The 13,240-nt window shown below is 39.3% G+C and carries 11 protein-coding genes; 2 read left to right on the top strand and 9 right to left on the bottom strand.

Features of this window, described 5'->3' with window-relative positions; translation table 11 throughout:
* Window positions 1–9 precede the first annotated feature (9 nt).
* Entirely contained in the window at window positions 10–1,209 is a 1,200-nt protein-coding gene (locus WAO84_RS11125) for a DegT/DnrJ/EryC1/StrS family aminotransferase (RefSeq protein WP_340065814.1), read from the top strand.
* 140 nt (window positions 1,210–1,349) lie between these two features.
* Entirely contained in the window at window positions 1,350–5,123 is a 3,774-nt protein-coding gene (locus WAO84_RS11120) for a transglutaminase domain-containing protein (protein ID WP_340065812.1), read from the top strand.
* Window positions 5,124–5,131: 8 nt separating this feature from the next.
* On the opposite strand, the gene ribB is transcribed toward WAO84_RS11120, so the two are convergent.
* The 9 genes from ribB to WAO84_RS11075 form a co-directional block, all read right to left on the bottom strand.
* Complete coding sequence (gene ribB, locus WAO84_RS11115; protein ID WP_340065810.1) at window positions 5,132–6,277, bottom strand: 3,4-dihydroxy-2-butanone-4-phosphate synthase; 1,146 nt, start codon at window positions 6,275–6,277, stop codon at window positions 5,132–5,134.
* Window positions 6,278–6,301: 24 nt separating this feature from the next.
* Window positions 6,302–7,816 carry an LptF/LptG family permease gene (locus tag WAO84_RS11110; RefSeq protein ID WP_340065809.1) on the bottom strand — a complete coding sequence of 505 codons (1,515 nt, stop codon included), beginning with the start codon at window positions 7,814–7,816 and terminating at the stop codon, window positions 6,302–6,304.
* A 4-nt stretch (window positions 7,817–7,820) separates the two neighbouring features.
* Window positions 7,821–8,474 (bottom strand): outer membrane lipoprotein periplasmic chaperone LolA1, encoded by a 654-nt coding sequence (gene lolA1, locus WAO84_RS11105; protein WP_340065807.1) that lies wholly within the window; start codon window positions 8,472–8,474, stop codon window positions 7,821–7,823.
* Between the two features lie 5 nt (window positions 8,475–8,479).
* Window positions 8,480–10,960 carry an FtsK/SpoIIIE family DNA translocase gene (locus WAO84_RS11100; RefSeq protein WP_340065805.1) on the bottom strand — a complete coding sequence of 827 codons (2,481 nt, stop codon included), beginning with the start codon at window positions 10,958–10,960 and terminating at the stop codon, window positions 8,480–8,482.
* A 62-nt stretch (window positions 10,961–11,022) separates the two neighbouring features.
* The gene (locus tag WAO84_RS11095; RefSeq protein WP_340065804.1) at window positions 11,023–11,382 is read right to left on the bottom strand and encodes a diacylglycerol kinase; all 360 of its coding nucleotides are present in this window, start codon (window positions 11,380–11,382) and stop codon (window positions 11,023–11,025) included.
* Window positions 11,375–11,881, bottom strand: a complete 507-nt coding sequence (gene tpx, locus WAO84_RS11090) for a thiol peroxidase (RefSeq protein ID WP_340065803.1) — start codon at window positions 11,879–11,881, stop codon at window positions 11,375–11,377. Before tpx ends, WAO84_RS11095 begins: the two co-directional genes overlap by 8 nt.
* A 100-nt stretch (window positions 11,882–11,981) precedes the next feature.
* Window positions 11,982–12,239 (bottom strand): DUF6952 family protein, encoded by a 258-nt coding sequence (locus tag WAO84_RS11085; RefSeq protein ID WP_340065801.1) that lies wholly within the window; start codon window positions 12,237–12,239, stop codon window positions 11,982–11,984.
* Window positions 12,220–12,534 carry a thioredoxin family protein gene (locus WAO84_RS11080; protein WP_340065799.1) on the bottom strand — a complete coding sequence of 105 codons (315 nt, stop codon included), beginning with the start codon at window positions 12,532–12,534 and terminating at the stop codon, window positions 12,220–12,222. Before WAO84_RS11080 ends, WAO84_RS11085 begins: the two co-directional genes overlap by 20 nt.
* Window positions 12,535–12,553: 19 nt before the next feature.
* A complete protein-coding gene (locus WAO84_RS11075) occupies window positions 12,554–13,192 on the bottom strand; it encodes a peroxiredoxin (protein ID WP_340065797.1) in 639 nt (212 codons plus the stop codon).
* Window positions 13,193–13,240: the final 48 nt, after the last annotated feature.

Genomic DNA, 13,240 nt, shown 5'->3' with positions numbered 1-13,240 from the left:
AGTTAATAAATGCCCGGATTTGAGCTTTTTGGCGACCTTGAGCGCAAACATGTAAACGATGTACTGGATAGCGGAGTGTTAATGCGTTACGGATTTGATAGTATGCGCAATGACCACTGGAAAGCCAGAGAACTGGAGACGTTACTGGCGCATAAAATGCAGGTAGATCACGCACATGTGGTAAGTAGCGGCACCGCTGCCCTTACCGTTGCCCTGGCTTCAATGGGAGTAGGGGCCGGTGATGAAGTGATCGTGCCCTCTTTCACATTTGTAGCCAGCTTTGAAGCAGTTATAGCACTGGGAGCAGTTCCTGTCATTACCAACATAGATAAGACCCTTACCCTGGACCCCCAGGCAGTGAAAAATGCCATTACTCCAAGAACAAAAGTTGTCATGCCAGTACACATGTGTGGTTCTATGGCCCGGCTCAATGAGTTACAGGCTTTGTGTAAAGAACATGATCTCTTTTTACTGGAAGATGCCTGCCAGGCAATAGGCGGTACTTACCAGGGAAAACCTTTAGGCTCTTATGGAGATGCAGGATGTTTTTCGTTCGACTATGTAAAGACCGTGACCTGCGGGGAAGGCGGCGCTTTGATTACCAATCATAAAGAAATTTATGAAAAAGCACATATGTTTTCAGACCACGGTCATGATCATATAGGTTCAGACAGGGGTGCAGAACAACATCCTTTTCTCGGGTATAATTTCAGGATATCAGAGTTAAATGCAGCTGTGGGACTTGCCCAGTTACAGAGACTGGATTCTTTTCTTGAGCTACAGAAAAAAAACTATTACATCCTGAAGTCAGCACTACAGTCTGTAGAAGCCGTGGTTTTTAGAGAAGTGCCCGAAGGCGGAGAAGAAAGTTATGCCTTTCTCAATTTTTTTATGCCCGACGCGCACTCTGCCAGACAGGCTGTTAAATTTCTGGCGGCAAACAAGGTTGACGGTTGTTTTTACTGGTTCTCTAATAACTGGCATTATGTTCGTAAATGGGAACATTTGCAAAAGCTTACCGCCTTAGGAGCATTACCCCGGGAACTTAAAGAGCGCTTCTTTCATTCTTTTTCAAATAATTTTGGCCCTTCAGACTATTGGATGGAACGAAACATATCAGTACTCATAAAACTAAGCTGGAGTGAGGAAGAAGTAGCACGAAGAGCAGCAGGCCTGAAGGATAGCGTGCTTAAGGCATTAAAAAACTAAAGTGTCCCTTTTAAAATGCTAACTTATACCCGACACACCCCCTTCTGTGGGTTATTTTTGATGAGATATCAGAAAAAATGATTAAGTTCATGTCTTAATTTATACAATAACCATTTCCTTACACTAACCACATTTTAATAATGAGATTAACTTTATTCTGTGCCTTTCTGTTATTCTCTCTTAACAGTTTACTTTCTCAAAATATACAACACGCAGAAGTCTGGAAAGCACTTTTGCAGAACGATCGTGAAGAAGCCCTAAGGCTTTTTGAGGAGAACCATGAAGTAAATGATCTTAGGTCGCTTTTAATGCATGAGATACTGAAAGTGGAGAACGGACACCTGAATTTTGAAAACCCTGAAGCTCCCTTTTATGAAAAACTGGCATCCTATCCCGATTATGAATACTTTCTGTATGCTTTGTGGAACAATTTTTTTGTTTTTAATGATTATTTAGATTCCGGTTTTAATGCAAAGATCGAGTATGGCATAAAAACCATGTTTGAAAAGGATATTTCGCTTCCTCTGGTAAAAGAGAGTCTCCGGTATTTAAACTCCGTAGTTTACAGAAATGAATGGGCCACAGACACCTATACATCCTTGCAGGATGAAATGAATTTTATAAAATCTTGGCAGTTTTGCGGAACATTTGAAAACCTTAATAACAGTGGCCTCGACCATGTGTATCCGCCGGAAACCGATGCAGCAGCGAAAGAACCCTTTAATGCCAATAGTAACGGATATGTGAACTGGTACACACCCTATGCTTATCAAAAAGAGGCGTATCAGTTTTTTTCAAATCATATGGAATACGGTGCAGGTGTTAACTATGCACAAACGTTTATCAGGAATGAGCAGGCCAGGGAAGTAGTATTGCGCATGGGATTTAGCGGAGCTTTTAAGGTATGGCTTAACGGGGTTTTGATACATCAACAGGAAAAGGAACTCACCACTGATCTGGATGCGTATCACATAAAAGTAAATCTGCCTCGGGGAACCAATCGTTTACTGGTAAAACTGGCTACCGGAAATACCGTACCTTATTTGATAGCACGTATTACTGATGAAAAAGGGAATTCCCTTGAGGGCATTACAGCAAGTGCCTATGAAGAAACCTACCAAACCAGTACCTGGGATCAAATAGCCCCTCAGTTAATAGAACACCCTATTGAAGCGTATTTTAAAGAGAAGCTGGAACAGTTTCCGGATGATCTTTTCTACAAGTACTGCCTTATCAAAACCTATCTGAGAAATCAACGCTACGAAAAAGCTATGGAACTGCTTGCTCCAATGCTCGATGTATATCCTAAAAGTTCATTCCTTAGGAAACAGTTGATTTATTGTTACAGTATTGAAGGCGACCAGACCTCGCTCAATGAATTGAACGAAAATATGGAACTGGATGATCCTGATTATTATATTCCCATAATTGCCAAACTCAAGGAGTGGGACCGTATATTTGAAATGGATATTGAAGAGTTTAACGATTTCCTTTCCCGGTTTTCCCAAGCTACCGATCTTAAACTTTTTCAACTCACTTCCAATTTTATGCGAAATGCCAGAGCGTCTGATCTGGAAGCTTGCAGGGGTGATCTGGATGATATTATCGATGAAGCTGTTCGCATGGGTAATTTTAATCTGATACATATTTATGCGCCTTTGTACAACAATTTGTTCAATGCAGAAGAAAAGACCATTGAGTTGCTGGAGTATATCAATAAAAAAAGACTGGATTATGCCGCCTTAAAAAGACTTTTGTATTACTATGACAAGTTGGGAAAGAAGGAAAAAGTAATTGAGTCATATCAGCAAGTAACCAGGCTTTTCGGCGAAGAAAACCAAATTTTAAAAGATTTTATAAATCAGTTGCATACATACGAGCGTTTTGAAGAATCTTTACCTGTATTGAAAAAGGGACTTGATAATTTCCCGTATTCATTTGTTCTTATGAAGTTAAAGGGAGATGCCTTATTGCGAACAGGCGCTAAGAAGGAAGCCCTGGAAATGTATAGAAAATCGCTGGTGCATAACCCCGGTGATACTGATTTACGAGATAAAATAAGAGCCATAGAAGGAAAAAAGGATCCGTTAGACGCACTAATCACTAAAAATATCTACGAGCTTGTAAAAGAAAGGCGAGGTACTTTAAAGGATAACAATTACGGGTATAATTTTCTTATAGATGATAACAATGTGGTGCTGTATCCCGAAGGAGGCTCTAAAACGCATATCACACTTGCTTATGAAATTACATCTGAAAGTGCTATTGACACTTTTAAAGAATACGATCTGGGACTTTCGGGAAATTATACCATTAATAAATCAGAGATCATAAAGCCTGATGGGAGTGTAGTGCCGGCAGAGAGTAACCGGTCCAGTTTTGTTTTTAATGGTCTTGCAGTAGGAGATGTGGTACATTTTGATTATATCTCCTATGGAACCGGATCCGGGAGGTTTTACAAGGATTATGTAGATTATTACCAGTTTGATTATTTCGGGCCTTCTTTTGAAACCAGTTATAAAATATTAGTGCCAAACGAAATAACGCTAAACCATAAAGTGGTTAACGGTGCGCTGGATTTTGAAAAAGAGAAAATGGGCGATTACACTCTGTACCGGTGGAGCCTTCGTGACAATCCCGGATTTGCCCCTAGTGAAGATTATATGCCCAGTGTGGTAGATGAGTCCCGATACCTTCATCTCAGTACCCTGGACTCATGGAGTGAAATATCTACGTGGTATTCAGACCTGGTACGCTCTTCTCTAAGGCCCAATAAGGTAGTACAGGATGTGTATGATACGCTGTTTGAAAATGGTGCTTCTATGTACACAGATGAAGAAAAGGCCAGGCGTATTTATGCGTACATCGCAAATAATATGAATTACAGTTATGTAGATTTCAGGCAAAGTGGTTTTGTACCCCAAAAACCCTATAAGACCATTAACACGGGGTTGGGCGATTGTAAAGATTTTTCTACCTTATTTGTGACACTGGCGCGTAAAGCAGGCCTGGATGCCAGTTTGGTACTCGTGCTCACCTCAGATCACGGTTCTAACGCCCTTATACTGCCCAGTCAGGACTTTAACCATTGTATCGTAAAAGTAGATCTGGATGGTAGTGATCAGTTTCTGGAATTAACAGATAAACATTTACCGTTTAGATCTTTACCCACAAGCTTACATGGGGCAAATGCCTTAGAGATCCCGTTTTCTGAAGACGGAGGAACCTATGATCTGTTTAAAATAAATGACCCGCAACGCACAAAAGCCGTTTTTGAAGTAGAAGCCGATCTCGTGGTAAAAGAAGATATACAGCATCTTGAAATGACTATTAGCACACAGGGACATATAAGTTCATATTACAGCAGCAGGCTGGAAGAACCTAATCCGGAAGTTATGAAACAAAGGCTTAAAGAAGATCTTTCAGGAAGAATACATGGTGATTTTAGTTTAGATTCCCTACATGTGTTAAAAAATGAAAAGATAACCGGAGAGGTAAGTTTTAAGAGCTTTATCACCATTAATGAAAAAGTGAACAAAATGGGACAGATATACTTTTTTCAACTGCCCGATCTGGCCAGGACCTATACCAACGCCATTATAAGCCTTGATAAGCGTAATTTTGGTATTGATTATGCTAAATATGAAAATACCGATATTTACAAAGTAAACTATACCGTACGCCTAAAATCGGGTGAAAGATTCACTGAAATCCCTGAAAACAAAGAACTCACTTTTGGAGAACATCGGTTTAAGATTACGTATCAACAGATATCAGATCACGAACTAAAAGTATCTTTGGAAGGATATCCTTCCAAGGAGATTATTGCTCCTGATGCATACCCTGAATTTAAAAAGTATGTAAAAGACGTACTGGAAAGTGTAGAAAGCTTTATTGGCTACAGGCAAATTTAGCCTGTAGTTTAATAATTAACGTATTCTACAATTTCGAGACCATATCCTATCATACCTACTCTTTTGGTCTGTTTGCTGTTGGAAACTAGGCGTATTTTAAAAATATCCAGATCGTGCAGTATCTGGGCACCTATTCCATAATCCTTAGAATCCATAGGTATTTTTGGAGCTCTTAATTCTCCGCTATGCTGCATTTCTTTCAGTTCTTCGAGTCTGTGAAGCAGGCTGGCATTTTTATTTTCCTGATTAATAAATACAATGGCCCCTTTTCCTTCTTCATTGATAAGTCTGAACATATTCTGTAGCTTCTGATCTGTATTATGGGTAAGGGTACTTAAAATATCATTACTTACTGCTGTTGAGTTAATCCGGGTGAGTACATGCTCTTCTTTTTTCCAGCTTCCTTTGGTAAGTGCAATATGTACTACCTGATTAGTAGTTTGCTCGTAGGCACGTATTCTAAAATCTCCAAAACGGGTTTTGATCTGAAAATCCATTTTTTTCTGTATGAGACTGTCGTGTTTCATACGATAGGCAACGAGATCTTCGATAGATACCAGTTTGAGATCAAACTTTTTGGCTACTTTGGAGAGTTGTGGTAAACGTGCCATGGTACCGTCTTCGTTCATGATCTCAACAATAACACCGGCAGGTTTTAACCCGGCGAGCCTTGCAAAGTCTATAGCTGCTTCGGTATGGCCTGTTCGTCTTAAAACACCTCCTTCTTTGGCAACCAGCGGAAATATGTGTCCGGGTCTGCCTAACTCAAAAGGCCGGGTGTTTTCGTCAATAAGTGCCTGTACGGTCTTAGAACGGTCTGCTGCCGATATGCCTGTGGTCACGCCTTTTCCCCGGAGGTCCACGGAAACGGTAAATGCAGTTTCCATGGCATCGGTATTATTACCTACCATCATATCCAGTTCAAGTTCTTTACATCTATTTTCGGTGAGAGGTGTGCAAATAAGGCCTTTTCCATAGGTAGCCATGAAATTAATCATTTCCGGGGTAACTTTTTCTGCAGCAGCTACAAAATCTCCTTCGTTCTCCCTATCCTCATCATCAACTACAATAATAACTTTCCCTTTTCGAATGTCATTTATGGCTTCTTCAATGGTATTTAATTTAATGGAAGTGGTTTTTACTCTGGTTTCCATGGCCTGTTTTTTGCAAAGATACGTCTATTTTTTATGTGCTTTTTTTCTAAGTCCGAAGGGATTTTTAAAAAAGTTCCCAATTCCCGACATAAAGCCCGAAGCATCGAAAACACCTTTGTCTGCCGTTGCTCTACGGGTAAGCGATATACCCAGGGGCAACATAACCACTGTAGCAAGCCAGGACCCTATAACCGGAGAGATACTCCCGTCTTCTGCATAGTTTTTAGCAAAGATATCCAGAAAGTAATAGGTTAGGAACAGTGCAATAGCCAAAACCATAGGCAACCCGAGACCTCCTTTTCGCACTATGGCTCCCAGGGGGGCGCCAATAAAGAAAAGGATCACGCATGTAAAAGCGAGTGCATATTTTTCGTGAAGCGAGATGATATGATGATTCAGGAGCTTTTCCCTTCTTAGGTGATCACTTTTTCGACCCTGTACGGTGGCAATGAGGTTGGTGGTATTGTTGATGGCCACATCCAGTAATTGTTCACGTTGCCATTCTTTAAACAGGTCAAGTACTTCTTCCGGATTGGTGGGAAGTGTAAGTGTGTCTTTTGCTACTGTAGCCGTATCGTTCACAACAACCCCTTTTTCAATAACAATATCCTCTTTTGTCTCTTTTTGACTGCTGAAGGCCAGAATACCACTTCTGCGGTACACATTTTCACCAAAATTATTGGTAACCTTACGGTTGTCATCCCCAATGGAATCTATAAAGTAAGTAAGTTCATTTACATTGAGCATTTTATAAAGCCTGTTGGACTTTTCTTCACTAAGATCTACATCGTTGAGTCCCCGTAGATCCATATTAATAGTATAGAACTCAAATTTTGCCTTGGCATGGGGTAACTTGAGTCCTGCAGAAGGCGATTTGCTTTTTATATCTTCGTAATAATGTCCGTCTTTTAATACCAGTTGTAGTACATCAGAATCTTCACTGCTTTTAAGTTCACCCTGTTTGGCTTTAATGACTACCCGGTTCTCTTCAAATTTATTTTTTTTGTGTATGATCACATTTTTTAGAAAGTTATCATTCTCTCCATACTTTTCATCTACTTTGATATTGATCTCATCTCCAATATCATTGAAGATCCCTTCGTTAATGGCCAGTGCCGGCTTTAATTTAGCAATGTTCTTTCGTAAGTTGTACGATTTGTTCTCAGCTTTAGGGATTACGTGGTTGGCAAAATAAAAGGTGCCAACTCCCAAAAAGAACATGAAAACAATAAGGCCTCTCATAGCCCGTTGCAGAGAGATACCGGAAGCTTTCATGGCCGCAAATTCATAATTTTCGGCAAGGCTGCCAAAGGTCATGATCGATGCCAGTAAAACTGTTAAAGGCAGTACTTTATTAACCAGTGTGGGCGAGTAGTAAAACAGGAATTTAGCAATAATAACCAGATCGAGGCCCTTTCCGGCAAACTCTTCAATAAAGAACCAGATCGCCTGAAAAATGAAAATAAACATCAGGATCACGAAGGAGCTCGTGAAATTGAAGAGGAAACGTGATAAAATATACCTGTCTAGTATTTTCAACTGCCTAATTTCTGGTTATATAGTAGCCTTCATCTATATACTTATTCTCGTCAAAAGTAAATAAGGTTTTTGAGATGGGCTGATTGGTTTTAAAAGAATTAACAGTTATGGTAACCTGGGTTCCGCTGGTATCGGTTTGAATAAGTTTATAGATGTGTTTGGTTTGTGCATCTATCCCCAGAAGTATATGTTTTAACTCTGCATTGGTATCAATAGGAATGAGTTTTACATATTGTATTTTTCTGCCTTTTACGTTTTGAAGTATATCCCATTCATATTTATAACCTTCTTTGTAAAAAGTGAGCATTTTTGAAGGAGTAATGGTGCCTTCACTGTCGGTGTCCTGGGCGTCTATGGTAACCTCTTCGTTTTCAGGTACTATAGTGTGTACCTTTTTGCCGTCAAACATAACCGTGGCCCCCAGGTAATTAAGAAGATATTTATCTTCTTTAAGAGTAACGTTACCGCGGGTATCTTGTTTTACATTCTCTGAGGGGTTGTTAAGAGAATATTTAAAATCAATAACTATATTTTCATATCCGGTGACTTTTTCATAAACTTCATCCAGCAGTGCTTTGGCTTTTGCGCTGTTTTGTGCGTTTATGGCAAAAACAGCAAATACCATCATCATTAAAAACGTAATCTTCTTATTTTTCATAGTAATTACATATTGTTTTTTTCATTTTTTAATAATTCTTCCAGTGCCAAAATGTCGGGTACAAGAACTGAACGGGCTTTGCTTCCTTCAAAAGGGCCAACAATGCCTGCTGCTTCCAATTGATCAATAAGCCTTCCTGCACGATTGTACCCCAGTTTTAGCTTGCGTTGCAAAAGAGAGGCTGAACCCTGTTGTGCGTTTACGATCACTTCGGCCGCATCGGCAAAAAGCGGGTCTCTATCAGCAATATCTACATCAAGACTTGTGCCAGAGTCTTCACCGGAGTATTCGGGTAATAAATGAGGCTGAGGATAGGCACGTTGCCCCCCTATATATTCGGTAATTTGTGCAACTTCCGGGGTATCTACAAAAGCACATTGTAACCGTACCAGGTCATTTCCCTGTGTATATAACATATCTCCACGCCCTATAAGCTGGTCTGCTCCCTGGCTGTCCAGAATAGTTCTGGAGTCAATTTTTGAAGTTACCCGAAAAGCAACCCGGGCTGGAAAGTTTGCCTTTATGATCCCCGTTATTACGTTTACCGAAGGCCTTTGTGTAGCAATAATAAGGTGTATTCCTATGGCCCTCGCCAATTGTGCCAGTCGTGCTATAGGGGTTTCTACTTCTTTTCCGGCGGTCATGATGAGATCTGCAAATTCGTCAACAACCAATACAATGTAAGGGAGAAATTTATGGCCGTCATTCGGATTTAACTTTCGGGCCCTGAATTTGGCATTGTACTCTTTTATGTTCCTTACCATAGCATTCTTAAGTAGCTCATAGCGATTATCCATTTCAATACAAAGGGAATTAAGAGTATTGATCACCTTTGTATTATCAGTAATAATAGCTTCTTCAGAGTCAGGTAATTTGGCCAGGAAATGACGTTCTATTTTATTAAACAGAGTAAGTTCTACCTTTTTGGGATCTACTAGAACGAATTTAACCTCTGAAGGATGTTTTTTGTAAAGTAATGAGGTAAGTATGGCATTAAGACCTACCGATTTACCCTGCCCGGTAGCTCCGGCCATTAATAGGTGTGGCATCTTGGCGAGATCTACCACAAAGGTTTCATTACTTATAGTCTTTCCAAGTGCCAGTGGTAGTTCCATTTCGGCTTTTTGAAACCGAGAAGATGCGATCACTGAACGCATAGAAACTATAGACGGATTTTTGTTGGGTACTTCGATGCCTATGGTACCTTTACCGGGAATAGGTGCAATGATCCTTATACCCAAAGCAGAGAGTGAAAGTGCGATATCATCTTCCAGATTTTTGATCTTGGATATTCGTACCCCTGCTGCCGGTATAATTTCGTAAAGCGTAACGGTAGGGCCAATAGTAGCTTTTATCTGCGAAATATCAATTTTGTAGTTTTTGAGGGTCTCAACTATGCGGTTCTTGTTTTCTTCCAGTTCTTCCTGATTGATGGTAATACTACCTGCTCCGTAATTTTTAAGGAGTTCCAGTGTGGGAAACTTATAATTACTTAGTTCCAGCGTAGGATCAAATTCCCCAAAGTCACGCACCAGCATTTCTGCTTTTAGATCGGTAACTTCTTTTTCTTCTTTTACTTTTTCTACTTCTATGGTAATTTCGGGTGTTTCCGGTTCATCTGAAGTAAGAGAATGTACAATTGGTTTTTCCTCCACACGTTCTTCCTCCGCAACTTTTACTTCAAAAGAATTTTCGATATCTACATCAGAGAGGTTATCAATAGTAGAGTACCTGGAAATGGTAGGTTCTTGTTTTTTTAAAGATAATTCAAATACAGACTCCTGATTTTTGGTTTCATCACTTTCTGTATTTCCGGCTGTTTTAGGGGGTTGTTCATAAACTGTACCTGCCGTAGTTGTTGCAGATTTACTTTTGCCATATTCTTTTCTCAATTGCTCTCTTCTGGCGGAAACAAAGCTCATAATATGCTCGGGAGTAAGTTTTAAACGTATGGAGAGATAGATAATAAGGATAAAAGTAAGTAGCAGAACAAGCCCTATTTTACCTATGTATGCCTGAAGTAAATCGTTTAACTCAAAACCTACCGTACCACCCAGTAAAGGTTCTTTTTTACCTACAAAACCTAAAAGTACCGACAGCCATGTCATTACCAGAAGTCCCCAGAACCATCTATTTAATAGCTTTACCCTATTCATGCTGAAAAAGAAATAAAGCCCGGTTATGAATAATAAAAAGGTAAGTATAAATGCAGCGATCCCAAAGCCTTTGTAAATAAAGAAATCACTCATAAGGGCTCCAAATTTTCGAAGCAGGTTTTGCGCTTCAATTTTTCGGTTGCTCAGTTCTGCCAGGCTACTTTGATCGGTCTGCCAGGTGAAGAAATACGAGATAAAGGCAATAAAAAGAGCAATACTGAACAGTATTAGCAAACTTCCCAGAACAATCTGGTATTGTTTTGGGAATGAGAAGGTTGGTAGTTTAAATTTAGTAGAAGCCTTAGTTTTATCTTTCTTTTTTTTGGCCATCAGCAAGCGTTAGGTTTGCAACAAAAATACAAATTACTAACGTTTCCGGTTTATTTATATTTTTAAAAAAGTTTAGGTACATAAATAAGGCATCCCACAATAACGGCTGCAAAAGCTGTTATGAAAACAGCTCCTGCAGCAATATCTTTAATAGAACCAATCTTATCATTAAAGTCAGGATGAATAAAATCAGCCAGTTTTTCAATACCGGTATTTACGCCTTCAACCCCCATTACCAATGCTATGGTTATGATCTGGATCATCCATTCGGTTCTTGAAATATCGAAATAAAAACCGGCCACGGTTACACAGACCGCTATAAATATTTGTACTTTAATACTGGCTTCGGTAGCTATAAGGAGCAAAGCCCCTTTAAAGGCATACCTCACACTTTTAATTCTTTTAATAATAAAATCAAGCATCTTGAAGTGCCTCGAGTGCGGCTTTATAATTGGGCTCATCTGCAATTTCACTAACCTGCTCGGTATATACTACGTTCCCCTGGGTATCCAGTACTACTACTGCTCTGGAATGGAGGCCTTTGAGAGGACCGTCTGTGATCTCCAGCCCGTAACTCTTTCCAAAATCACCCGTTCTGAAATCAGACAGGTTGATAACATTCTCAATACCTTCTGCTCCACAAAATCGGGATTGAGCAAAGGGAAGGTCTCTTGAAATGCAAAGTACTTTTGTGTTTTCCAGTTCTGCCGCTTCTCTGTTAAATTCACGTACTGAGCTTGCACAGGTGGGCGTATCTATACTGGGAAAAATATTCAAAACCACTTTAGAACCCTGCAATTCTCCCAAATGCATTTCAGAAAGGTCTGTTTTTATCATTGAAAAATCAGGAGCCTTATTTCCTTTTGCGGGAAGGTTACCATTGGTATGTATTTCATTCCCTTTTAATGTAATTGTTGCCATAGTAAATTTTTTTGTTTTGTTTTCAAAGTTACTAAAAGAAAATCCTCTACCGTACAAGTAGAGGATGTATTTCATTTCTTAATAAGACGGTATTTTTGAATCAGGAATCAATAGAACCCATAACCCTTGACATAAAAAGGTTTAGTGCCTCTTTTTTGTCTTTTCCTGCACGGATCATTTTATGAACCTCCAGCGAGCCGTATAAATTGGATATGAGCTCCCCTATAACATCTAATTCTTCATCTTTTAAAGAAGGTACTTCTGATAATGATTCGAGTGTTTGAATAGTTTCTACTACAAAATCTTCATCATTCTCTTCAATAAAAGAAGTAAGCTGTTTAATTATGGGTAACTTCATCGATAAAGGCGGATAGTACATCCATTTTATTAGTTTGTACCTGCTTTACAAAATCACCATTGTTAAAAGCGGCAAAAGTAGGAAGGTTATCTACTTTAGCAAACTTTCTGGATTCAGGATATTTTTCAGCATCTACAATCATAAAAATAGCGTCCTCATGTTCTGAAGCCAGTTTTTTAAACTTAGGTTTCATGATACGGCAGTTACCGCACCATCCGGCCGAATATTGTACCACTACTTTTTTATTGGCAGACAATATTTCGTTTAAATTGTCCTGTTCAAGTTCTTTAACCATATCAAATAATAATTATTAATTATGCGTGTGCCAGATACTCAGATACTCCGTCTCGGGTAGCTTTCATGGCTTCCTTACCTTCTTCCCAATTAGCCGGACATACTTCACCGTGTTTTTGTACGTGGCTGTATGCATCAATAATTCTCAGGTATTCATTTACGTTTCGCCCTACAGGCATGTGATTAATACCTTCGTGAAAAACGATACCCTGCTCATCTATGAGGTAAGTAGCACGATAGGTAACCATGTCACCTTCATAAAGAACAGTATCAGTTTCTTCGTTGTAATTTTCAGATTGTACATCCAGAATACCAAGAATATTGGCCAAATTTCGATTGCTATCTGCTAAAATAGGATATGAAACTCCCTCTATACCACCGTTATTTTTACTTGTGTTAAGCCATGCAAAGTGTACTTCTGCCGTGTCGCAGGAGGCACCAATAACCAGAGTATTTCTTTTTTCAAACTCAGGAAGAGCTTCCTGAAATGCATGTAATTCTGTAGGGCACACAAAGGTGAAGTCTTTTGGATACCAGAAAAGAAGTATCTTTTTTCCTTTGCTTACCGCTTCTTCTAAAATATTTAATTTAAAAGTATCGCCCATTTCATCCATGGCGTTTACACTCAGATTAGGGAATTTTTTTCCGACAAATGACATTGTTCTTATGATTTAGATTGATAATTGATATAGAAATTATATTGCAAA

The organism is Ascidiimonas aurantiaca (assembly GCF_037646345.1).
Classification (GTDB): domain Bacteria; phylum Bacteroidota; class Bacteroidia; order Flavobacteriales; family Flavobacteriaceae; genus Ascidiimonas; species Ascidiimonas aurantiaca.
The sequence above is the reverse complement of the archived record's forward strand: the minus strand, read 5'-3'. Positions and strand labels throughout refer to the sequence as shown.

Bases quoted from the DNA above. Each gene is read 5' to 3' on its own strand.
- WAO84_RS11100 (WP_340065805.1), bottom strand. From the start codon at position 10,960: ATGGCCAAAAAAAAGAAAGATAAAACTAAGGCTTCTACTAAATTTAAA.
- tpx (WP_340065803.1), bottom strand. From the start codon at position 11,881: ATGGCAACAATTACATTAAAAGGGAATGAAATACATACCAATGGTAAC.
- lolA1 (WP_340065807.1), bottom strand. From the start codon at position 8,474: ATGAAAAATAAGAAGATTACGTTTTTAATGATGATGGTATTTGCTGTT.
- WAO84_RS11080 (WP_340065799.1), bottom strand. From the start codon at position 12,534: ATGGTTAAAGAACTTGAACAGGACAATTTAAACGAAATATTGTCTGCC.
- WAO84_RS11095 (WP_340065804.1), bottom strand. From the start codon at position 11,382: ATGCTTGATTTTATTATTAAAAGAATTAAAAGTGTGAGGTATGCCTTT.
- WAO84_RS11125 (WP_340065814.1), top strand. From the start codon at position 10: ATGCCCGGATTTGAGCTTTTTGGCGACCTTGAGCGCAAACATGTAAAC.
- ribB (WP_340065810.1), bottom strand. From the start codon at position 6,277: ATGGAAACCAGAGTAAAAACCACTTCCATTAAATTAAATACCATTGAA.
- WAO84_RS11075 (WP_340065797.1), bottom strand. From the start codon at position 13,192: ATGTCATTTGTCGGAAAAAAATTCCCTAATCTGAGTGTAAACGCCATG.
- WAO84_RS11120 (WP_340065812.1), top strand. From the start codon at position 1,350: ATGAGATTAACTTTATTCTGTGCCTTTCTGTTATTCTCTCTTAACAGT.
- WAO84_RS11085 (WP_340065801.1), bottom strand. From the start codon at position 12,239: ATGAAGTTACCCATAATTAAACAGCTTACTTCTTTTATTGAAGAGAAT.